Genomic DNA, 22598 nt, shown 5'->3' on the forward strand with positions numbered 1-22598 from the left:
GGCAACTCGTGGTACGGGGGTGGGCTCGGCCCTTTCCGCGGACAGGACGCGGCCCCTGCCGCGCGAGAACACTGTAACTCACAAGGGTCAACGTCCGCCGGTGATGACGCTGACCGCGATGCCGAGCGTGGCCGTGTTGTACATGAACGACAGGACGCTGTGCGCGAGTACCAGGGAACGGATCGACGTCGTCCGCGTTTCGACGTCCGAGACCGCGAAGCTCGTCCCGATGGTGAACGCGAAATAGGTGAAATCGGCGAGCGTGGGACGTTCGGTTTCGGGGAAGCGGAAGTGCTGGGTCGGGAGGCTGTCGTAGTACGTCTGGGCGTAGCGTTCCGCGTAACCGAAGTGCAGGATCGCCCAGGCCAGCAGGACCGCGGGGACGCCGACGACTTTCGCTGCAGTCGGGTCGATGCCGGTCGTTTCCGGCAACACGATCGACAATCCGCCGGTGACGCCGACGAGGCTGGTCAACAGCGTGAACAGCAATCCGAGCCGACGGCCGAGAACGCCTTTCAGCCACCGGGCGTCGGTGTGGTCGATTTTTCGGCTACGGGACACTCGCGCGATCCGGATGCCGAGGTAGATCAGCGCGAGCAGATCCCAGGAGAGAAGGGCCAGGACGTTGTCGTCCTTGACGAGGGTGACGATCCCCAGTATCAGCAGGACGAGTTCGACCATCCGGGACGCGGCGATGGCGAGTTTCGTGAACACCGGCGGCTCCCGGGGCGAACGCGGGCGAGGCGTCTCGCGAAGATAACAGCGGGGTTGTGGCCGCTGGGCGGCGAAACGGGGTCGGCCAGGTCGCCTGTTCAGGGGAAGTTCCGTGTTCGCGGGGGATGTCTCCGGTAGAGGTAGAAGTGTCCGTACAGCGGAGGCGGGCGGTTTCGCCGCTCAGTGGCGAATCAGTGGTGAGCTGGGTTTTCTCACGGTTGGCGGGATGGCGTCGGCAACCTGCGGGTCCTCCAGTAGCCGAATCCTGGCGAGACGTCAGCCGGATTTGGCGAGGCGTCGGGAACAAGCCGGGGTGGGGCTTTCGCGAGAAGGTCCGAAAGCCCCACCGGGAATCAGAGCACCAGGGATGCGAGGCGACGCCAGCCGTCGAGCGGAATCTCCGGTCCGGAACCGAGGACCTGGACGCAGACGTGGTCCGCGCCGGCGTCGAGGTGTGCGCGGACTCGGTCGGCGACTTCCTTCTCGCTGCGGTAGGCCACGATCGCGTCGACGAGACGGTCGCTGCCGCCGTCGGTCAGATCTTCCTCGGTGTAGCCGAGGCGGCGCAGATTCGCTCGTTGGTGTGGGGCCAGCCGCACGTATGTCGCGACGTGTTCGCGGGCGATTTGCCGTGCCCGCGCGGGATCCGGATCGAGGACCACGGCTTGTTCGGCGGCGAGGTAGGCGTCGGGTCCCATCGTTTCCCTGGCGGACGCTGTGTGTTCCGGAGGGACGAAGTACGTGTGCGCGCCATCGGTACGGGTCGCCGCGAGCTTCAGCATCTTTGGTCCGAGGGCGGCTAGCAGCCGACGCGGCCGAGCACTCGAAGCGCCCTCAGCGGGGAAGTCCAGGTCTGCCGCATCCATGGCGTCGAGATAGTCCTGCATCGCGCTGCCTCCGCCGCCGGGCCGATGTCCGCCTAGCCCGAGCGTGAACCGGCCTGGATACGCCTCGGCCAACGTGCGTCCAGCGGCTTCAGCGGCAGCTGCCGACCGTTCGGAGAAGCGTGCGATGCCGGTCGCCACAGTCAACTTCGTCGTCGCCTCGAGCAGCAGCGCCGCCTGGGTGAACGCCTCCCGTCCGCGGTACTCGCCGAACCACAGCGCGGCGAAACCCAGCGACTCGACTTCGGCCGCAGCCGCGCGTACCTCGCCGATTTCCTTGCCGTCAAAGGCGAACGTCCAGATTCCGATCGTCATCGTGCGCCACCTTCCGCGCTGGCGGTCAGTTTTGCGAACACATCCACAACAGACTCCAAGAAGGTTCCGTGGCCGCGAAGGTGCGGCATCGATCTCGGCGCAGCCCGGCTGGTGCGTCCACTGAGGACGCACTCCAGAAACAGAGGCCGCCTCCGGTTACTATACGGAGGAACCCTCCGATTTGTCACGGGATAAGCTCGGACCGAGATGACCGACGCCAAGCCGATGCGCGCGGACGCCCGCCGCAACTACGAACGCCTGCTGGCCGAAGCGAGGCGTGCCTTCGCCGAGCGCGGTGTCGATGCCTCGCTCGAGGACATCGCCCGCAACGCCGGCGTCGGGATCGGCACCCTCTACCGCCACTTCCCGGCTAGGGAAGACCTGGTCGAGACGCTGCTGCGGGAGCGGTTCGACACTCAAGCGGAAAAAGCGCGCGAACTGCTCGTCGCCGAAGATCCTCTTGAGGCCCTGTACGCCTGGCTCATCGGCTTCGGAGAGACCTCCGCCGTTTACCGTGGCCTTACCGAAATGCTGGCCGACGCCTTCGACGATCCGGAATCGCGGCTGCACGCGTCCTGTGACGCGATGCGCGACGCGGCGTCCCAACTGGTGGACAGGGCGCAGGCGGCCGGCGTTTTCCGCACCGACGTGACCGTCCAAGAGCTGCTTTTGTTGCTGCACGGCGCTTCCTGGGCCGGATCCCACCTGCCGGGCACGGGCGGTACAGAGCGCCTGATGGCGCTTGTCTTCACCGGATTACAAACAAGTGAACAGCGGGGGCAGCGGGCTGTCAGCGCACCGCGTTAAACTCCCGCGAGTCCGGGCACAACGACGTGCGCCGCGAGAGAGCGTCCTCGATTTCGTGACCAGATAGTGGGAGCCGCATCGTGACCAAGCCCAGCAAACCCGTAGTCCTCATCGCGGAGAAGCTCGCGCCCTCCGTGCTGAGTGTGTTCGGTGAAGAGGTAGAGGTCCGGCACGTGGACGGCACCGACCGTCCCGCTCTGCTCGAGGCGGTGAAGAGCGCCGACGCGCTCTTGGTCCGATCCGCCACCAAGGTCGACGCCGAGGTGCTCGGGGCGACCACTCAGCTCAAGGTCGTCGCACGGGCCGGCGTCGGGCTCGACAACGTCGAGGTCCCGGCCGCCACCGAGCGCGGCGTGCTCGTGGTGAACGCGCCGACGTCAAACATCGTCTCCGCCGCCGAGCACGCGGTCGCGCTGCTGCTCGCGGTCGCCCGCCGCGTTCCCGCCGCCGACCAGAGCCTGCGCGGCGGCGAGTGGAAGCGCAGCTCGTTCTCCGGCGTCGAGATCAACGGCAAGACCGTCGGCGTCGTCGGGCTCGGCAAGATCGGCCAGCTGTTCGCCCAGCGGCTCGCTGCCTTCGGGGCCAAGCTCATCGCCTACGACCCCTACGTCTCGGCCGCGCGTGCCGCCCAGCTGGGCATCGAGCTGGTCACCCTCGACGAGCTGCTGGAGCGCGCCGACGCGATCTCCATCCACCTGCCGAAGACGCCGGAGACCAAGGGCCTCATCGACGCCGAGGCGCTCAAGAAGACCAAGCCCGGCGTGATCATCGTCAACGCCGCCCGCGGCGGTCTCATCGTCGAGGAGGCGCTGGCCGACTCTGTGCGCAGCGGCCACGTCGGCGGCGCGGGCATCGACGTGTTCGTCACCGAGCCGACCACCGAGAGCCCGCTGTTCAACCTGCCGAACGTCGTCGTCACGCCGCACCTCGGCGCGTCCACCTCCGAGGCGCAGGACCGCGCGGGCACAGACGTGGCGCGCTCGGTGCTGCTGGCGCTGCGCGGCGACTTCGTGCCGGACGCGGTGAACGTGTCCGGCGGCGGCGCGGTCGGCGAGCACGTGCGGCCGTACCTGTCGCTCACCCAGAAGCTCGGCCAGGTGCTGACCGCGCTGAACCCGAAGGCCCCGACGTCGCTGACCGTCGAGGTCAAGGGCGAGATTTCCAGCGAGGACACCGCGGTGCTGAAGCTGGCGGCATTGCGCGGGCTGTTCGCGGGCGTGGTCGAGGACCAGGTCACCTTCGTGAACGCGCCGCGGCTGGCCGAGGAGCTCGGCGTGCGGGCCGAGCTGGTTGCTGAGTCGGAGAGCCCGAAGTTCCGCAGCCTGGTCACCCTTCGCGCGGTGCACGGCGACGGCGCGACGCTCACCGTGTCCGGTTCGGTCACCGGCAAGGACGAGGTCGAGAAGATCGTCGAGGTCAAGGGCAGGCACTTCGACCTGCGCGCCGAGGGCGACGTGCTGGTCATCGAGTACCCGGACCGTCCCGGCGTCATGGGCCGCGTCGGCACGCTGCTCGGCGAGGCGGGCATCAACATCGAGGCCGCGCAGATCAGCCAGAGCACCGACGGTTCCGACTCGATCATGCTGCTGCGCGTCGACCGGCACGTGGACGCCAACGTGCTCGAGCCGATCGGTGCGACGGTGGGCGCGCACACTATCCGCGCCGTCGACTTCAGCTAGTCCGTATTCCGCGCAACGGCCCCTTTCCCGGACCTCGGGAGAGGGGCCGTTCCGTTGTTCATCCGCAGCGGCAACATTCGGGTAACGGAGCTTTTTCCGCACGAAAGTAGGGGTTTCGGACAGCTAGGTTCTTGCCGCGAGGCTGAACCACGCGCCGTGAGAGCACGGTGCGGCGCCGGTGCGCACCGTCGGGGGTACGAGTGGCGCGCGCGGGCAGGTTCGTGATCCGGGCCTCGAGAAGGGGTTACTCACATGAGCAGAACCCGGTTGCCCGGGTGGGCTGCCCGCTCGGTGGTCGTGGGTTCCGCGGTGGTGCTGGCGGCGGCCGTCGCCATTCCCGCGGCGTCCGCGCAGAGCGCGCCGCTGGCCGAGCCGGTCGCTCCGGCGAAGGTCGACGCGAGCAAGGTCCAGGGCAAGCTTTCGCCCCGGCTGAGCGCGGCGCAGGGGCAGATCACCGCGTTCGTCGAGCTGGCCAAGAAACCCGCGGTGGACGCGTTCAAGGAAGAGCAGGGCAAGGGCAAGGAGAAGGCCAAGCAGGCGGCGAAGGCGGCTAAGGCCGACGTCGCCGCGGCGGTCAGCTCCGTCGTCGGACAGCTGCGGTCCGCGGACGCGGGCACGAAGCTGGTCACACAGACGGCCAACGCGGTGCCCGGCGCTGTCGTCACCGCCGACGCGGCCAAGATCCGCCAGCTCGCGGAACGGCCGGACGTCGTCTCGGTGCGCACGGTCGTGCCGAAGAACCGCACCAACGCCAGCGCCGAACAGCTCACCAACACACTTGCCAGCTGGCAGAAAACCGGCAAGTTCGGCGACAACATCCGCGTCGGCGTGATCGACGACGGCATCGACTACACCCACGCCGACTTCGGCGGCCCCGGCACGCCCGAGGCGTACAAGGCGGTCGACCGGACGAAGCCGTCCCCGCTGTTCCCGAGCGCCAAGGTGGTCGGCGGCACCGACCTCGTCGGCGACGACTACGACTCGGCGGGCAAGACCGGGTCGCCGACGCCGAAACCGGACCCGAACCCGATCGCGTGCGGCGAGCACGGCACGCACGTCGCGGGCACGATCGGCGGCTACGGCGTGAACGCCGACGGCAGCACGTTCACCGGCGATTACCAGAAGCTGAACAAGAAGAAGCTCGACGCCATGCGGATCGGGCCGGGCACCGCGCCGAAGGCGCTGCTCTACGCGATCAAGGTGTTCGGCTGCAAGGGTTCCACGAATGTCACGTCGCAGGCTCTCGACTGGGCGCTCGACCCGGACGGCGACGGTGACTTCACCGACCACCTCGACGTCGTGAACCTGTCGCTGGGCAGCGACTTCGGCGCGCCGGACGACCCGGACTCGCTGTTCGTGCGCAAGCTCGCGCAGAACAACGTGCTGCCGGTGATCTCGGCGGGCAACGGCGGCGACATCAACGACATCGCCGGTTCGCCGGGCAACACCCCGGAAGCGCTCACCGTGGCCAGCAGCCGCGACGCGGGCGAACTGCGCGACGCGGTCGAGGTCAAGACCCCGACCGCCGGACAGCAGCCGGGTCAGTACAGCCAGGAGTACACCGGCTACGACACCCTCGACCTGACCGCGCCGGTGGTGCCGATTTCGGCGGGCAACAACGCCGGGTGCGCCGCCTATTCGGCTGAGGACAAGGCAAAGGTCGCGGGCAAGATCGCCTGGCTGGAGTGGGACGACAACGACGCCACCCGGCCGTGCGGTTCCGCGGCGCGGGCCAACAACGCGCAGGCCGCCGGTGCCAAGGGCGTCCTGCTTTCGTCCACTGTGGAGCACTTCGGCGCGGGTATCGCTGGCAACGCGGCGGTTCCGATGTTCCAGCTCACCGGCAAGGCCACCCAGACCGTGCGGGCGGGCTTGACCGCGGGCACGCTCACCGTGCGGCTGTACGGAGCCGGGCGGACCACGCTGCAGACGTACGACCAGTCCATCGTGGACACTCCCAGCTCGTTCACCTCGCGCGGCGGACGCGGTCCGTCGGTGAAGCCGGACCTCGCCGCGCCTGGCGACACGATCACGTCGGCGTTCCGCGGCAGCGGCAACGAGCGTCTGGTCATCTCGGGCACGTCGATGGCCGCGCCGCACACGTCGGGCATCACGGCGCTGGTCCGCCAGGCGCATCCGGACTGGAGCGTCGAGGAGGTCAAGGCTGACGTCGTGGGCACCGCGGTGCACGACATCACTGACGGAGCCGGCCACACCTACGGCCCGCAGCGCGTGGGCGCCGGCCGGATCGACGCGAAAGCCGCGCTGGACAACCAGGTTCTCGCGTATGTGCAGGACGACCCGGGCGCGGTCAGCGTCACGTTCGGCACGGTCGAGGCGGCGGGTCCGGTCACCTTGAGCAAGACGATCAAGGTGGTCAACAAGGGCGTCAAGGCGGCTGAGTACTCGGTGGGCTACGAGGCGGTCAACAATCTGCCCGGTGTCGAGTACACAGTGGACAAGAGTTCGGTGAAGCTGAACCCGCGCGGCGTCGCGACGGTGAAGGTGACGCTGAAGATCACCGACCCGAAGGCACTGCGCAAGGTTCTCGACCCGACCATGGCGGCTTCGCAGGCCGGGCTCGCCCGCCAGTTCGTGGCCGACGCTTCGGGCCGGGTCGCGTTCACCCCGAAGAACGGCGCGACCGTTCCGCTGCGGGTGGCCGTGTACTCGTCGCCGAAGCCGGTTTCGGCGATCACCACCCCGGGCGGCGTGCGCTTCGGCGCGAACGCCGACCAGGCCGTGCTGAACCTCGCGGGCAAGGGCATCGACCAGGGCAGCGGCTCCCAGCGGTACCGCTCGCTGATCAGCGTCCTCGAACTGCAGGCCGAATCGCCGCAGCTGCCGGAATGCGACTCGCACGTCACGTCCGACTGCACCCTCAACCGCACCGCGAAGGGCGGCGACCTGCGCTACATCGGCGCGGCGTCGACGGCCCCGCTCGCCAAGGCGCAGGGGGAGCCGGAGAACGCGACGCTGGCGTTCGGGATCACGACCTGGAGCGATTTCGCGAACCTCGGCAGCAACACGGTGCCGTTCGTGGACATCGACACCAACGGCGACGGCAAGCCGGACTTCGAAACCTTCGTGACGAAGGCGACGGGGTCGGACGTGCTGCTCGTCAACACGGTGTCGCTGACCAAGCCGGGCAACCCGTCGGTGGACCTGCAGGCGATCAACGGGCAGCTCGGCGACGTCGACACCAACGTGTTCGACTCGAACGTGATGGTGCTGCCGGTCAGCATCGCCGCGCTCGGCATCGACCCGAAGGAGGCGTCGCACCGGATCAGCTACACGGTCGGCACCAGCGGGTACTACGTCGCGCCGGGTACCACGAACGGGTTGATCGACCAGGTCAGCACTCCGCTGTCGTTCGACGCGCTCGCACCGGCGTTCTCGGCGCAGGGCGGCGGCGACGCGGCGCTGGGTTACGTCGCCAAGCCGGGCACGGCTTTGGTGGTCAACCGCAACAAGGACGCCGTCGCCGGGGACAAGGCGAAGGGCCTGCTGGCCATCGAGCACCACAACGCGACCGGGCAGCGCGCCTCGGTCGTGCGGATCGAATCGGAGGTGCCGCGCGGCTGACCTGGTTCACCCTTTGAGGGGAACTTGAGGTGAGCCGCGGAAGCGGCCGCATCGCGGGACGCGGGGGCTTGCCAAGGCTGTCCGGCCTGGGCAAGCCCCCGTTTCCGTTCGCCCGAACGGGTGTCTCACCCTGTGGGAGGATGCGGCATAAGGGTGGTGCGGCTACGGCACCTTGTCTACGGCCGGTAACCTTCCGCTGCTGGCGTTTTTGTGCGAATGGGCCATCGGTGCGCCCGGTGGCCTGGGCTACGGAGGTGTGTGGATGCGGCTCGCGGTGATCCCAGGGGACGGGATCGGGCCCGAGGTGGTCTCCGAGGCGCTCAAGGTGCTCGGTGAGGTAGCACCGGCGGCGGAGATCACGAACTACGACCTCGGCGCCTCGCGGTGGCACGCCACCGGGGAGCTGCTCCCGGAGTCGGTGCTGGGCGAACTGCGCCAGCACGACGCGATCCTGCTCGGCGCGGTCGGCGACCCGACAGTGCCCAGCGGCATCCTCGAGCGCGGCCTGCTGCTGCGGCTGCGGTTCGAACTGGACCACCACGTGAACCTGCGCCCGGCGCGGTTGTACCCCGGGGTGCGCGGCCCGCTGGCCGACGCCGGGGACGTCGACATGGTCGTGGTGCGCGAAGGCACCGAAGGCCCGTACGCGGGCAACGGCGGCCTGCTGCGCAAGGACACCGAGCACGAGATCGCCACCGAGGTCAGCGTCAACACGGCCTTCGGCGTGCGGCGCGTGGTCGCGGACGCGTTCAACCGCGCCGAAGAGCGTCCGCGCAAGCACTTGACGCTCGTCCACAAGACCAACGTGCTGGAGCACGCGGGTTCGTTGTGGTCGCGGATCGTCGAAGAGGTTTCGCTGGAGCACCCGGACGTCACCGTCGCGTACTCGCACGTGGACGCCGCCACGATCCACCTGGTCACCGACCCGTCGCGGTTCGACGTGATGGTCACCGACAACCTCTTCGGCGACATCATCACCGACCTCGCGGCCGCGGTGACCGGCGGCATCGGCCTCGCGGCCAGCGGGAACCTCGACATCACGCGCCGGAACCCGAGCATGTTCGAGCCGGTGCACGGCAGCGCGCCGGACATCGCCGGCCAGGGTCTCGCCGACCCGACCGCCGCGGTGCTGTCGGTGTCGCTCCTGCTGGACCACCTGGGCCAGAAGGAAGCGGCGCGGCGCATCGAGGCTTCGGTGGCCTTCGATCTCGCCACGCGCGACCAGTCGTCGCCGGGTGCGACCCAGGCGATCGGCGACCGTCTCGCGGCGCTGGTCTCGTCGAACGCCCGTCAGGCCGGCTAGACCCCGTCCTGAGTTTTTCGGACCCCCGCCGCGGAAGCCGGTCGAAATCCGGCGCTGACCCGCAACGGTAGGCCTTCGGCTCCTGTTTCTCCGGAGCCGAAGGCGAGCCCGATACCGGCGGAGGTTCCTCGAACCTCGTCCCCTCCCGTCGTGGTCTGCGGGAGACGACACTCCCGCCGCCGGCGGCTGCCGTCTTTTGCGGGCCCAATGTCTTGATTGGGTCGTCGCCGGTGGTGTCTTCGCCTTGGTCTTCGTCTTCGTCTGAAGAACGTTCAGCTTGTGCTGGATCCGTGGTCGGCGGGGCTGGGGATTCGCCAGTTTTTGGCGACGGCGGTTCTGGTGGGGTTTCGCCTCCTGCTGTCGATGGGGATTCGTCGGCGATTGTCGGGGGTGGCCCTCTTTCGCCGCTGGGCGGCGATGGTGCCTTGGATGGTTCGGGTTCGTCCAGTGACGGTGCGCGAAACGTTTCGCCGCTGAACGGCGAAAGCGGTTCAGCGGCTTCGCCATCCAGCGGCAATGGCGGCACGCCTGACCTGGCCCGGCCGGGCGGTGCGACGGCAGGGAATTCGCCATTTCGCGGCAACGAGGTGCCCCGTCGCGACGAGCCACCGATCGACGAGACGCGGGCCGACGGCTCGGTCGAGCGTGAACTGAGCGGCTCCGGCGCTCGCGTCGTCTCGCCCCTGGACGACCAATCCGCGCGCGAAGGGCCTGTTTCGCCGCGGGTCGGCAAATCCGAGAACCAGCGGATTGCGTCGCCGTTGAGTGGCGAATCCCAGGTCACGGCGGTTGCCGTTCAGCGGCGACGGCCGGTGACGCCGGTGGTCATCGGGCTTGGCGTGGCGTTGCTCGGGTCGATTGTCATCGCGGTCGGGATTGGGACGGTGGCGGTGCCGGTCACTCACACCTGGTCCTTTCTCCGCGCTGGGTTGTTCGGTGGGACGATCGGTCCGGACGAGGTCGGGCAGTACCGGATCATCTGGGACCTCCGGCTCCCTCGCGTGCTGTTGGCGGTGGTCGTCGGCGCTGGGTTGTCGACGGTCGGCGTCGCGATCCAAGCCATGGTGCGCAACGCGCTCGCCGAGCCGTATGTGCTGGGGATTTCCTCGGGTGCATCCGTCGGGGCGACAGCGGTGACGTTGTTCGGAGTGTTCGCGTCGCTCGGGATCTATGCGCTGTCTGTCGGGGCGTTTGTGGCTGCACTCGCCGCGACCTTGATCGTCTATCTCGTCGCCCGTACGCGGCAAGGGCTTACGCCGCTGCGTCTGGTGCTCACCGGAACGACGTTGTCCTACGGGTTTTTCGCGATCACCACGGTGATCGTCTTCCAAGCACCGAACGGCGAGGCCGCGCGATCGGCGTTGTTCTGGCTTCTCGGCAGTCTCGCCGGCGCGAATTGGGGCACGCTGCCAATCGCCGCGATCGTGGTGGCCGGCGGGGTTTTGTTGTTGCTGGCGCTGGCCGGCCGGCTCAACGCGCTCGCCATGGGCGACGAAGCGGCGACGACTCTCGGCGTCGACGTCGGGAAGCTGCGGGTCCTCCTGTTCATTGTTTGCGCTGCCATGACTGGGGTTTTGGTCGCGGTGAGCGGAGCGATCGGGTTCGTCGGCCTGATCCTTCCGCATCTGGTGCGGCTGGTCGTCGGTGCTGATCATCGCCGGGTGCTTGCGGTCGCGCCGCTTGCCGGTGCGGTTTTCCTGGTGTGGGTGGACGTCGCGGCGCGGGTGCTCGCCGCGCCCGAGGAGTTGCCGATCGGGGTGCTTACCGCGGCGGTCGGGGTACCGGCCTTCCTGCTCTTGATGCGCCGTCGCGCATACGTATTCGGGGGTGCGTGAATGGACCTCTCGCTCAATGGCGTCAGCGTGACCGCGGCCGGTCGCAAGCTGGTCAACGACGTGACCCTTGAAGCTCGCCAGGGCCAATTCGTCGGGCTGCTCGGTCCGAACGGCAGCGGAAAGTCGACGACTCTGCGCGCCGTCTACCAGGTGCTCAAGCCGTCAGCCGGAGCTGTGCTGGTCGACGGTCAGCCGGTGGACGGCATGGCACCGCGAAAGCGGGCACGCGCGATCGCCGCCGTAGCGCAGGAATCGCACGCGGAGTTCGACTTCACCGTCGCCGAAGTGGTGGCGATGGGTCGAATGCCGCATCACGGCCTGCTCGACCGCATGAGCGCAGCCGACCATCGCCTGTGCGCCGCCGCGCTGGATCAAGTCGGCTTGGCGCACCTGGCCGACCGAGGCGTGCTCACCTTGTCCGGTGGCGAACGGCAACGCGTGCTGATCGCGCGCGCACTCGCCCAGCAGCCACGGCTCCTAGTGCTCGACGAGCCGACCAACCACCTCGACATCCGGCACCAGCTCGAAGTCCTGGCGCTCACCCGCGCCAGCGGGCCGACGGTGCTGGCCGCGCTCCACGACCTGAACCTGGCCGCGGCAACCTGCGACATGGTGCACGTGCTCGACCACGGCCGCCTTGTCGCGAGCGGAACCCCGGCCGAGGTGCTCACGCCTGCTTTGCTCGCCGACGTGTTCGGGGTGCGCGGCCATGTGGTGCCGCATCCCGCAACGGGGCGTCCGCAGTTGTTGTTCGACCGGCTCGAGTCCCAGGAGGACAGTCATGCGTAGGACAGTCGCGTTGATCGTGACGGTCGCCCTCGTCGCCACCGGATGCGGCGCTCAAGTGTCCGAAGGAGACAGCGCGGCGTCGCCGGCCGGATTTCCCGTGACGGTGACCAACTGCGGTTCGTCGTTGACCGTGTCCAAACCTCCTTCTCGGGTCGTGACTAATGACATCGGCATCACCGAGCTGATGTTCGCTCTCGGCTTGGGCGACCGGATGGCCGGTTACGTGGTCGACAAAGGACAGTCCAGCGGGGTGGCATCGTCGCCCTGGAAAGCCGATTTCGCCAAGGTGCCCAAGCTCGCGGAGAAGATCAACCGTGAGGTGGTGCAGGGCGCGGGAGCGGACCTCGTGTTCGCGGGCTGGAACTACGGCTTCTCAGAGGCGACCGGGTTCACCCCGGACTCCCTCGGGAAGCTGGGCATCTCCAGCTACTTGCTCACCGAGGCTTGTCGCAACGGCAATGGCAAGCAACGGGGCATCATGCGGCCGCTCGACGCGCTGTACACAGATGTGCGCAATTTGGGGAAAATTTTCGGAATCAGTGATCGGGCAGAACGTTTGATCGAAGAGTACCGCGCACGGGTCGCCGCTGTCACGAACGCGGTTCCGGCTGGACGGCCGAAGGCCAAGGTCTTCCTCTACGACGACGGCCGTGACCAGCCATTCACCTCCGGACGCAACGCGGGCCCGGACGAAATCATCACCAAATCGGGTGGTGCCAACATCTTCGCGGACCTCAACGACAGCTGGACGAGCGTCAGCTGGGAAGCCGTGATCCAGCGCGCGCCGGACGTCATCCTCATCAACGACTACGGCGGCGAGGTCGGCAGCGTGGCCGACAAGGAGACCTTCCTCCGCTCGCGTCCCGGCCTGCGCGACATCCCGGCGGTCAAGGAAGGACGCTTCTTCGCGCTGCCGTACGCGGCTTTGGTGGAGGGGCCGCGAAATGCGGCCGCGGTCGAAGAATTCGGTCGCTACCTGGCGAATCTGCCCGGCTGACGGCTCTCAGAAGGTGGGAAGCTTCGCCCGGCGCTTGGACGCCGGGCGAAGCTGTGGCATGATGTCCGGCATGACCGCCATCTCCATCATTATTGCCTTGCGCGCCGGATAGACGCTCCACAAGAGCTACCGGCGCGCAACCTCTCGCACCCATGCGGGAGGTTTTTTTGTTGCCTGGACCAGGTTCTGCCCCGCCACAAGGAGAACACCGTGACCCGCACGGAACCCGCTGGCACGCCGCTCGGCGACGCCTTCCACCTCTACGACACCACTTTGCGCGACGGTGCTCAGCGCGAAGGAATCACCTACTCCGTCACGGACAAACTGGCCGTGGCGCGGCTGTTGGACGAGCTGGGTGTCGGGTTCATCGAGGGCGGCTGGCCGGGTGCGCTGCCGAAGGACACGGAGTTCTTTTCCCGCGCGGCAAAGGGAGAATTGCCACTCAAGCACGCTGCGCTCGTCGCGTTCGGATCCACGCGCAAGGCGGGAACGACGGCCGACAAAGACCCGCAGGTCCGGGCGCTTCTGGATTCGGAGGCTCCGGTCATCACCTTGGTGGCCAAATCGGACCTCCGGCACATCGAGCGGGCACTGCGGGTCGACGTCGACGAGGCGTGCGCGATGGTGCGGGACACGGTCGCGTTCCTCGTCGGCGAAGGACGTCGAGTTTTCCTTGACGCGGAACACTTTTTCGACGGCTACGCCTTCTCCTCCGAAACTTCCCTGCGGGTGCTCGACGCGGCGGCGCACGCGGGCGCGGACGTTCTCGTGCTGTGCGACACCAACGGCGGCCAGTTGCCGCTAGGACTTGCTGAAACCGTAGGCGAGATCAAGGAAAAGACCGGATTCCGGCTTGGAATCCATTGTCAGGATGACACTTCCTGTGCTGTGGCGAACTCTGTCGCCGCGGTACAGGCCGGCGCGACGCACGTGCAGTGCACCGCGAACGGCTACGGGGAACGGGCAGGCAATGCCGACCTGTTCGCCGTAGCGGGAAACCTCGTGACCAAGCTCGGAATGGAGGTCCTCCCGACCGGAGGCACCGCCGAGCTCACTCGCGTCTCCCATGCCCTGGCCGAAATCGCCAACCTCGCACCCGACACCCATCAGGCTTACGTCGGGTCGTCCGCTTTCGCCCACAAGGCGGGGCTGCACGCGAGCGCGATCAAGGTGGATCCGTTGTTGTACAACCACATCGATCCGTCTTCTGTCGGCAACGGCATGCGAGTACTGGTCACGGAGATGGCCGGCAGGGCCAGTCTCGAGCTCAAGGGACGTGAACTCGGGGTCGACCTTGCCGGCCGGCCTGACGCACTCACGAACGCGGTGCGGAAGGTGAAGGCGCTCGAATCGGAGGGCTGGTCGTTCGAGGCGGCCGACGCTTCGCTGGGGCTGTTGCTGCGCCGCGAGGTCGAGGAGGTTTCCGGCGAGAAGTCGGATCCGCCGCCGTTCGAGCTCGAGTCGTATCGGGTGGTGCTGGACCACCGGCCGGACGGCGAGGTTGTTTCCGAGGCGACGGTGAAGGTGCATGTCGCGGGCGAGCGGGTCATCGCGACCGCGGAAGGGAACGGCCCAGTGCATGCCCTCGACGCGGCGCTGCGGCAGGCGTTGACGCCGTATCTGTCCTGGTTGGACAGCATGGAACTGGCCGATTACAAGGTGCGGATCCTGCCGTCGAACCCAGGGACTAACGCTGTCACACGGGTGCTTCTCGAAACTAGTGACCGCGAACACGAATGGACGACGGTGGGGGTGCACGGCAGCATCGTCGAGGCGAGCTGGCTGGCGTTGTGTGACGCGTTGGTCCACAAGAGCCTGACAGTCGCGTCGGAGCGGGAGCAGTCGGTGCCTGAACTGGGAGTGGCTGCTGTGGGCGGGTGAGTCGGGCTGACGGATGAGTCGCGTTGGGATGTCTGCGCCTGGTGTCCTTCGTGTGGTGGGTATTGCGGCTCACAGTCGGGTCTGTTGACGACCGTTCGTGTTGGTGCTGCGGGGAGTGGTCGTGCAGGTCGTCGTTTCTTGCTGGGGTGAACGGTCCTTTCGCGCCATTTCGGTCACGGCCGGTTAGCCGGTGCGAGGGTCCTTTCGCGCGGAATTGAGCGATGGGGACTGTCGCGCACGCTCGGGGTGCGCGACAGTCGGTGGGTATACGTAGACTGGTGTGGTGCGTCTAGCTCGTATTGCTCATCCCAGTGGTGTCGCGTTCGCTTCGATCGAGGGGGACGGCGACGACGCCCAGGTCCTCGAGATCGCGGAACATCCGTTCGGCCAGCCGAACTTCACCGGCAAGCGCTGGCCGCTCGCCGACGTCCGGCTGCTCGCGCCGATCCTGCCGTCGAAGGTGATCGCCGTCGGCCGGAACTACTCGAAGCACGCGGCGGAGTTCGGCAACGAGGTGCCGTCCGCGCCGATGCTGTTCATCAAGCCGTCCACGACGGTGGTCGGGCCGAACGCTCCGATCCGCCGTCCGTCGGATGTCGGCCGCGTCGACTTCGAGGGCGAACTCGCGGTCGTCATCGGACAGCCGGTCAAGAACGTGCCCGCGGCCCGCGCGGCCAGTGCGATCCTCGGTTACACGGTCGCGAACGACGTGAGCGCGCGCGACCTGCAGAAGTCCGACGGCCAGTGGGGCCGAGCGAAGGGGTTCGACACCTTCTGCCCGCTCGGTCCGTGGATCGACACGTCGATCGACCCGTCCGACCTGGCGCTCCGCAGCGAGGTCGACGGAGAGCTGAAGCAGGACGGCCGGACTTCGGATCTCGTGCACAAGGTGCCCGAACTGGTGGAGTTCGTGTCGCGGGTGATGACGCTCCTTCCCGGCGACGTGATCCTCACCGGCACGCCGGAGGGGGTCGGTCCGATCGTCGACGGGCAGTCGGTGTCCATCACGATCGACGGCCTCGGGACCCTGACGAACCCGGTGCAAAGCCTCTGAGCTGGCTGTCGCCGTTTTTCGGCGACAGCGGCTCGGCGGGTGGTTTTGGGCGTTGCCGTTTAGTGGCGAATCCCTGGTCGGGTTGGTTTTCTGGCCGTTGGGGAGGGTCGGGCGTAGCTCGGGCCGTTGCTGCTGAGCGGCGAGGCACGGGGCCGGTGCCGGGTTGCTGGGGTTGGCGGTGTCGTTGCCGCTGAATGGCGAATGGTGCTCGACGCCTCGGTTGGTGAGCGGTTGGCGCTGTTGCCGATCCGTGGCGAGAGGCGACTTGGCGCTCGCGTTGGTGAGTAGAGGGTGCTGTCGTCGCTGAGTGGCGAGAAGTGAGTCGGTGCTCGCGTTGGTGCGCGGTGGGCGCTGTTGCCGTTGAGTGGCGAGAAGCGACTTAGTGCTCGTGCTGGGCAGTCGGTGCTGTTGCCAGTGAGCGGCGAATGGTGGCTGGCGCTTGGGTTGGTGAGTGGTCGGCTCGCTGTCGTCGCTGAGCGGTGAATGGCGACTTGGTGCTCGAGGCTGGTGAGTGGACGCTCTTGTCGGTCGGTGGCGAGAGAGTCGTTGATGCTCGGTTGGCTAGGCGTCGGGGTTGTCGCCCTTTAGCGGCGAAACGGTGGCGGGGCCCGCTGGGCTGGTGGTTGGTGCTGTTGCCGATGGGTGGCGACGGCATCTGGGAGACTCTTGGCTGCTGGGCGGTGGGAGTTTTGCCGTTCAGTGGCGAGGGCGGTCGGCTGCTGAGCGGGCGACTCGCCGTTACCAGTTGATGGCTTGGGGGGTCCGCGTCGGGTGGGCGGTGCTGTTGTTGCCGGGCAGTGGCGAAACGGGTTGCCGTTGTTTGGCCATGGCCCACCGGCGGGTGCGTGCCGGTGGGCGGTGGGTGGCAGGTCGCGGGTAAGAGGCGTTGCCGTTTGGTGGCGAATCGGTTGTGGGGGCTAGCGGCGTGCTGGTTCTGCCGGGCGGCGGGCGAAGGCTGGTGCGGATTCCCGGCGGATGCCTACGCCGATGAGGAATGCCGGGACACGGGAGAGTTTCGGGAAGCGCCTGAGCAGCGTGATCAATTGACGCGGGGGTCCGTCGGCGCGGCCGGTCATTACGGGGCCCATCACGCGGCGGTGGAGAAGGCGTTGCAGGCCCTGGACGGCGACGGTCGGCAGGAGGCGACGGCTGCGGACGGCGGCGAGATCCTTTTCGGTCGGCCTGCCTCGCAGGAGCGGGTCGGCCAGTAGCCTCGCGGCGGCGACGGCGTCTTGTACCGCCAGGTTGATTCCGACGCCGCCTACCGGGGACATCGCGTGGGCGGCGTCGCCGATGCAGAGCAGGCCGTCGACGTGCCAGCGGTTTAAGCGGTTGAGGCGGACGTTGAGGACCTTGACGTCGTCCATGGATTTCAGTTCGTGTACTCGGTCGGCGAATTCCGGGCAGACCTCGACGACGTCGCGGCGGAAGCTTTCGATGCCTGCCTCGCCCAGGTCTTTGCCCTTCGGCGCGAGGTAGGCGATCTGGTAGTAGCCCTTGCGCGGCAACGGCACGGCGAAGTGGCGCTTGCTCATCCTCGGCATCAGCGTGGCTTCCCGCTCTTCGGGCTTGCGGGAAAGGCGGAACCACCAAGCGTCGAACGGGGTGTAGTACTCGCGCGGGGTGAGGCCGGCCGAGCGGCGGGCCAATGACCAGCGGCCGTCGGCGGCGATTACCAGGTTGGCCGTCAGTTCGCCTTCGGAGCCGGCGGCGGCGCAGTAGCGGACGCCGGTGACCCGGCGGCCGGAGCGGAGGAGGCCGGTCATTTCGGTTTCGAGGCGCAGGGTGAAGGTCGGCTCTTTCTGCGCTGTTTCGGAGAGCAGGTCAAGGAAGTCCCATTGGGGGACCATCGCTACGTAGGGGCGGGGGACCTTCAGCAGCGACATGTCGGCGATGGTCAGGGGGTCGCCGTCGGGGGTCGGGAGTCCGACGGTGGTCACCTTCGTGTGGGGCAGAGCCTCGAACTTCTCGCCTAGGCCCAGTTCGTCCAGGAGCGCGAGGGTGGACGGATGGACGGTGTCGCCGCGGAAATCGCGGAGGAAATCCGCGTGCTTCTCCAGCACTGTGACTTCTACGCCCGCTCGGGCCAGGAGCAGTCCCGCCACCATGCCTGCCGGTCCGCCGCCGACGATGACGCACCCCGTGTGTTCGGTCATCTTTCCCAGCTCCCCTCTTATTCATCGTTTGTTGAATAATTTGAGGATGCACCTGGGCGGACGGGGCGTCAAGTCGGCCGATGGGGTGTGTTCGTGGTCGCCGACGGTCGGGAGGTGCGCTTGGGCACCGTGGTCGAACTGGGGGCTGGCGAAGGCTTCAAGGGGGTGTTGCCGGGAGCCCTCGGGGGGGCGGTGGCTGCGGAAGTGTTGGCGGCAGTCGGGCGCGGTGAGTGCGGGTAGTTGATGGTGCGTGGGCGGCGAAGTCGTGAGACGGAAGCGGGGGAGGGGCGCCGCAGAGGGGGATTGTGGAGGCGGGAAGTGCGACTGGTTGGTGTCAGCGGAGGAGTTGATGTTGTCGTGCGGGGACCAGAATGTGGGGAGTTTGCGTAATGGTGTGTGGTCCGCGTATGTGGATCTCGAGAGAGTGCTGGGGGCACTGCCGTCCGGATGGAAAGAGCGGAGTACCGATATTTTCGGGAAAAGATTTCGGGCGGTTAGTTCGGTGGCGGAAGCTATGCGTGGTTGTTGTTGCTTCGGCGGGCGGCAGAGTCCAGGAGGGACGGCTCTGTGGCGGGAAAGGGTTGGGGCGACAGGGTTTTTCGGCGACAGGGCAACAGGGGCTGGCGTGGGCGGCTGAGGAGATCGTTCGGAATTTGCAAGTTCTCGGGGGAGTGTGGAGTAACCGTCTTTCACCCGCTCGGCCCTCTGGGGTGGTGGTGAACGTCACCGGGCGGACACTTTGTGCACCGGCAGTAGAGCCGGTCAGCGGCAACGGCTCGGAGGTAATCACCTTTTTGGCCGCGTTGCGAACGCGGCGAGTGCCCTAGCCTCACGGGGTGGATTTCGCCCCGGCCGCTCTGTCGCGCGCTCGTACTGCCCCGCCGGCCGCTGCCGGCCGCGAACCGTGGGCGCCTCCTGAGCTGAGCCTGGTTTGCCTCGACATCGATGACACGTTGATCGATTGCACCGCCGCGATCCGCCGTACCTTGCACGCGCTTACCGGGCGCGACGACCTCTGGCCGTTGTGGGATTTGATCACCGAGGAGCACGTCGCGCTCGTTGTCGCCGGGAAGCTTGGCTACGACGTGATGCATCACCGGCGTACTGAATGTTTCCTCGCCGAGTTGGGGATCTTCGGGGACTCCGCGCAAGTGAGCGCGTTCGAGGCGCGCCGGCGGGAGATTTTGGCGCGGTCCTGGCGGTTATTCGATGATGTTCTTCCTTGCCTTGAATGGCTGCGCGCCGCCGGACTGCAGCTCGCCGCCGTGACGAACGCCTCAGGGGTTCATCAGCGGCAGAAAATCGCGGAACTCGGGCTCGCGCCGTTTTTCGACCATGTCGCGATCGCGGGCGAGGTCGGGGTCGCGAAACCCGATCCGGTGATGTTCCACTCGGTGTGCTTGGCGCTGGACTGCCCGCCGGAGCGCACGGTGCACGTCGGGGACAAGCTCGACACCGACGCCATCGGCGCGTTCGACGCCGGGCTCGGCGCGGTGTGGCTCGATCGCGACGGGACCAGTCGCACCGGCGAGCGCGCGCCCGAGGGAGTACACACGGTGACGGGCCTCGATGAGCTTCCTGAGCTGCTGGTTTCGGAGTACGCGACCGTCGGTGTGCCCGCCCCGCGGGCGGCGGGGACCCCCGCTGCGACGGTCCGCGGCGGGATGTTCTAGTATTTCTTCTCGTGCGGCACTGACCTGGGCAACCGGGAAAGTACCTCACTGGGGTATGGTGTAATTGGCAGCACGACTGGTTCTGGTCCAGTTAGTCTAGGTTCGAGTCCTGGTACCCCAGCTGCGGAGAGGACCCCCTCTCGGAAGTGCGAAATCGCTTCTGGTAAGTTCTCTCTCGCAAGAAAAGCCCCGGAAACGGGGAAGTTCCTAAGCCCCCGTCGTCTAGCGGCCTAGGACGCCGGCCTCTCACGCCGGTAGCGTGGGTTCGAATCCCATCGGGGGTACAGCCAGCCCGGTTGATCTTTGGATCAACCGGGCTTTGTTGTGTTTATGGGGAAAGCCCGGGGTTGATGGGGTGGGCGGGGCTGGTGGGAATGAGGCCGGGTTCCGCGCGGGATTGCGGTGTGTGACGCGGGTTGCGGTGTGCGAGTGGTGTCCGGGCCGACGAGGAGTGGGTCGGGCGTGGCCGGGGGCGCAAAGTTCCGCAGGCCGGTGCAAGGCCGGGAGTTGTGGGCGAGCGGTGGCTGGGGACGGGGTGCGCGAAGCGCTGCGGGCCAGCAAAGCTGAGACCTACAGCCGAGCGGTGGCCGGGGGAGGCGGGCGCAAAGCGCTGCAGGCCAGCAAAGGCCGAGTGTTGCAGGCGGGCGATGGCCGGGGCGGCGCACGCAATGCGCTGCGGGCCAGCAAAAGCCGAGACTTGAAGGCGAGCGAAGGCCGTAGGCGCGGCGGGCCTGCGAGGAAGCGAGCAAGGAAGCCACCGGCCGCACGCAGGGAAGTCCAGTTCAATCCTCCTGTGCGCCGCCGAACAGCGCGGCTGCGGAGCGGCCGTTGGTCTGGTTTTCCGTGACATACGGGCGGAGTTCGGCTTCATACCGAGCGAAAGCCTCCGCGTGATCCGCAGTCGCCAGGTGGCGGGCCAGCGAGCGCGCGCCGAGCAGGGCTTGGGACGTGCCCATGCCTGCGGCGGGTGCGGCGCAGTATCCGGCGTCTCCCAGCAGGGCGATTCGGCCCGTTGCCCAGCTGTCCAAATGTACCTGCGCATTCGAGCTGAAGTAGAAGTCCGAAGCTTCCGACATCGCCTCCAGCAACCTAGGGGTGTGCCAGGTGTCACCGGCGAAAGCGGTGCGCGTCGCGGCTTCCTGGTCGGCTCGGGTGAGACGGTCCAGGGCTCCGGAAGGCGTTCCGAAGGACAGGCTCACGGTGAGACGGTCCGGATCCGCTGAGTTGAACAGGTAGACCGCGGTGCCGTTTACAGCGCGGAGGAGTCCGCTGTGGTCCAGGGCAAGGAAGTTGGGCATGGTGAAACCCGCGCCGGAGAGGCCTAGGTGTTGCAGGGCCGCCGAGTGTGGGGCGAAGGCCAGTTGGCGGACTTTCGAGTACACGCCGTCGGCGCCGAAGACCAGGTCGTAGGTCTCGACGGAGCCGTCGGTTAGTTCGGCGGTCACGGCGGTCTCAGTTTGCGTCAGGGACGTGATCGAGGTGCCGAAGCGGTACTCGACATGATCGACAGTCAGGGCGTACAGCAGCTCGTTCAGGACGTGTTTGGGGACCTCTAGCTCACCGGCGAAAGCTTCGGCGGGGAGGTGGTCTACCTGCGTGCCGTCGCGGTCGAGGATGGCGGTTCCGGTCATTTTCGTGTCGTGGCGGCGGACTGACTCGAGGATGCCCAGCTCGGACAGGACATCGAAGGCGGCACCGCGGAAATCCACGGCGTAGCCGGTGTGCCGGAGGGCGGGGGCGCGTTCGACGAGCGTCACGCGGTGGCCGGAGCGGGTGAGGAGTTCGGCGAGGGTCGTGCCGGCTACGCCTGCGCCGGAGATGAGGACGTTCAGGGAGGTCATGAGGCCACGGTAGACCCGTCTTGTCCATTTGGTCAAACCATTTGGTCAAACCAAGCGGGCAAGATAGGCTGTGCCCATGGGCAATCGCGAGGATCTGCTGGCCGGGGCGAAGCGGTGCTTGGTCGAGCGGGGCTGGGGCAACACGACGGTGCGCGACATCGCGGCCGCGGCGGGGGTCAGTCACGCGGCTATCGGGTATCACTTCGGGTCGCGGGACGCGTTGCTGACGCAGGCGCTCGTGGCGGCGGTCGACGAGCTCGGCGGGGAAGTCGCGGATTCGTCGTTCGACCTGTCCGAGCAGGGGCTGAAGCGGATGATCGGCAGCTTCGGCGAGCATCGGGCGTTGTGGGTGGCTCAGCTTGAAGCGCTGGTGCAGGCGGAACGGTCGCCGGACGTGCGCGAGCATCTCGTCCAAGGACTGCGCGAGGCGCGCAAAGGGGTCGGCGGGGCGGTGCAGAGCGCGTTGGTGATCGGGCTGATGGTGCAGTGGCTGCTTGACCCGGAGGAAGCACCGTCGGCGAAAGAGGTGACCGACGGGATTCGTGCGGTGGCGGCGGAAATTTAGACCCAGACCGCGTCAGCGGGACTTCCGGCTGGGGGTTCGCCGCCAGCCTCGGCGAAAGCGGTCAGGGCGGCTACCAGGCCACGCCGGGCCGTTTCGGGCATTTTCTCCACAATGGCGGCGATTTCGCGACGCCGTCGATGAGTGACGACGCGGACGATTCGGTCGCCTTCCTGGGTGAGCTCGATGACGACCTCGCGCCGGGACGACGGATTGCCCAATCGGGCGACCAGCGCGACCGCGACCAGGCGGTCGATCATCCGGCTCGCGGTGGAGGGCGTGACGCCGAGATGTTCGGCGAGCGCGGCCTGTTTGAGCGGGCCGCGGGAATGCAGCACCACCAGCAGCCGGAATTGCGGCACGGTGATGAGATCGCCCGCCGAGGCGATGGACCGCGCGGACACGGCGACCAGCAGGCGGGAAGCGGTGAGCACGGCTTCGGTGACCGCGTCGACGTCGTCGGGTACGTCGGTGCGGGCAGGAATCGGCGCGCGAGACATGCGACCAGTGTGCCGTATCCCGC

At 67.6% G+C, this 22598-nt stretch carries 16 protein-coding genes, 2 tRNA genes and 1 riboswitch; of the genes, 13 read left to right on the forward strand and 5 right to left on the reverse strand.

The features are described from left to right. Positions 1 to 87: 87 nt before the first annotated feature. Both ABZX37_RS13705 and ABZX37_RS13710 read right to left on the reverse strand, forming a co-directional pair. Complete coding sequence (locus ABZX37_RS13705) at positions 88 to 714, reverse strand: DUF1345 domain-containing protein (protein ID WP_354739245.1); 627 nt, start codon at positions 712 to 714, stop codon at positions 88 to 90. 353 nt (positions 715 to 1067) lie between these two features. Next, the gene (locus ABZX37_RS13710) at positions 1068 to 1913 is read right to left on the reverse strand and encodes a TIGR03620 family F420-dependent LLM class oxidoreductase (RefSeq protein ID WP_354739247.1); all 846 of its coding nucleotides are present in this window, start codon (positions 1911 to 1913) and stop codon (positions 1068 to 1070) included. A gap of 207 nt (positions 1914 to 2120) precedes the next feature. Here ABZX37_RS13710 and ABZX37_RS13715 point away from each other — a divergent pair, with 207 nt between their 5' ends. From ABZX37_RS13715 to ABZX37_RS13755, 9 genes are all read left to right on the forward strand, one after another. Then, positions 2121 to 2720, forward strand: a complete 600-nt coding sequence (locus tag ABZX37_RS13715; RefSeq protein WP_354739248.1) for a helix-turn-helix domain-containing protein — start codon at positions 2121 to 2123, stop codon at positions 2718 to 2720. 80 nt (positions 2721 to 2800) lie between these two features. Next, complete coding sequence (gene serA, locus ABZX37_RS13720; RefSeq protein WP_354739250.1) at positions 2801 to 4399, forward strand: phosphoglycerate dehydrogenase; 1599 nt, start codon at positions 2801 to 2803, stop codon at positions 4397 to 4399. Between the two features lie 252 nt (positions 4400 to 4651). Beyond that, positions 4652 to 7984: a S8 family serine peptidase gene (locus tag ABZX37_RS13725; protein ID WP_354739252.1), complete on the forward strand. Its 3333-nt coding sequence runs from the start codon at positions 4652 to 4654 to the stop codon at positions 7982 to 7984. A 262-nt stretch (positions 7985 to 8246) separates the two neighbouring features. Continuing rightward, the gene (locus ABZX37_RS13730) at positions 8247 to 9287 is read left to right on the forward strand and encodes a 3-isopropylmalate dehydrogenase (RefSeq protein ID WP_037811756.1); all 1041 of its coding nucleotides are present in this window, start codon (positions 8247 to 8249) and stop codon (positions 9285 to 9287) included. Beyond that, positions 9274 to 9425, forward strand: a riboswitch (cobalamin riboswitch). It overlaps the preceding gene by 14 nt. Positions 9426 to 10048: 623 nt before the next feature. Further along, the gene (locus ABZX37_RS13735; RefSeq protein ID WP_354739414.1) at positions 10049 to 11122 is read left to right on the forward strand and encodes an iron ABC transporter permease; all 1074 of its coding nucleotides are present in this window, start codon (positions 10049 to 10051) and stop codon (positions 11120 to 11122) included. Then, positions 11123 to 11911 (forward strand): ABC transporter ATP-binding protein, encoded by a 789-nt coding sequence (locus ABZX37_RS13740; protein WP_354739254.1) that lies wholly within the window; start codon positions 11123 to 11125, stop codon positions 11909 to 11911. Beyond that, on the forward strand, positions 11904 to 12908 hold the full coding sequence (locus tag ABZX37_RS13745; RefSeq protein ID WP_354739256.1) for an ABC transporter substrate-binding protein: 1005 nt from the start codon (positions 11904 to 11906) through the stop codon (positions 12906 to 12908). Before ABZX37_RS13740 ends, ABZX37_RS13745 begins: the two co-directional genes overlap by 8 nt. A 210-nt stretch (positions 12909 to 13118) precedes the next feature. After that, a complete protein-coding gene (gene cimA, locus ABZX37_RS13750; protein WP_354739258.1) occupies positions 13119 to 14789 on the forward strand; it encodes a citramalate synthase in 1671 nt (556 codons plus the stop codon). Between the two features lie 283 nt (positions 14790 to 15072). After that, on the forward strand, positions 15073 to 15843 hold the full coding sequence (locus ABZX37_RS13755; protein ID WP_354739260.1) for a fumarylacetoacetate hydrolase family protein: 771 nt from the start codon (positions 15073 to 15075) through the stop codon (positions 15841 to 15843). Positions 15844 to 16760: 917 nt separating this feature from the next. Here ABZX37_RS13755 and ABZX37_RS13760 read toward each other — a convergent pair. After that, on the reverse strand, positions 16761 to 17999 hold the full coding sequence (locus ABZX37_RS13760; protein ID WP_354739262.1) for an FAD-dependent oxidoreductase: 1239 nt from the start codon (positions 17997 to 17999) through the stop codon (positions 16761 to 16763). Positions 18000 to 18835: 836 nt separating this feature from the next. Between ABZX37_RS13760 and ABZX37_RS13765 the strand changes: the two genes are divergently transcribed. The 3 genes from ABZX37_RS13765 (at position 18836) to ABZX37_RS13775 (ending at position 19956) form a co-directional block, all read left to right on the forward strand. After that, on the forward strand, positions 18836 to 19672 hold the full coding sequence (locus ABZX37_RS13765) for an HAD family hydrolase (protein WP_354739264.1): 837 nt from the start codon (positions 18836 to 18838) through the stop codon (positions 19670 to 19672). A gap of 49 nt (positions 19673 to 19721) precedes the next feature. Further along, positions 19722 to 19793: transfer RNA gene (locus ABZX37_RS13770), tRNA-Gln, on the forward strand. Between the two features lie 90 nt (positions 19794 to 19883). After that, positions 19884 to 19956: transfer RNA gene (locus ABZX37_RS13775), tRNA-Glu, on the forward strand. A 498-nt stretch (positions 19957 to 20454) separates the two neighbouring features. On the opposite strand, the gene ABZX37_RS13780 is transcribed toward ABZX37_RS13775, so the two are convergent. After that, positions 20455 to 21513, reverse strand: coding sequence for an FAD-dependent monooxygenase (locus ABZX37_RS13780; RefSeq protein ID WP_354739266.1), 1059 nt, complete (start codon positions 21511 to 21513; stop codon positions 20455 to 20457). A gap of 76 nt (positions 21514 to 21589) precedes the next feature. Between ABZX37_RS13780 and ABZX37_RS13785 the strand changes: the two genes are divergently transcribed. Next, complete coding sequence (locus ABZX37_RS13785; RefSeq protein ID WP_354739268.1) at positions 21590 to 22078, forward strand: TetR family transcriptional regulator; 489 nt, start codon at positions 21590 to 21592, stop codon at positions 22076 to 22078. On the opposite strand, the gene ABZX37_RS13790 is transcribed toward ABZX37_RS13785, so the two are convergent. Then, on the reverse strand, positions 22075 to 22575 hold the full coding sequence (locus ABZX37_RS13790; RefSeq protein WP_354739270.1) for a MarR family transcriptional regulator: 501 nt from the start codon (positions 22573 to 22575) through the stop codon (positions 22075 to 22077). The two genes, ABZX37_RS13785 and ABZX37_RS13790, sit on opposite strands and share 4 nt — an antisense overlap. Between the last annotated feature and the right edge of the window lie 23 nt (positions 22576 to 22598).

It is taken from the genome of Amycolatopsis sp. NPDC004079 (assembly GCF_040610415.1).
Lineage (GTDB): Bacteria > Actinomycetota > Actinomycetes > Mycobacteriales > Pseudonocardiaceae > Amycolatopsis > Amycolatopsis halotolerans.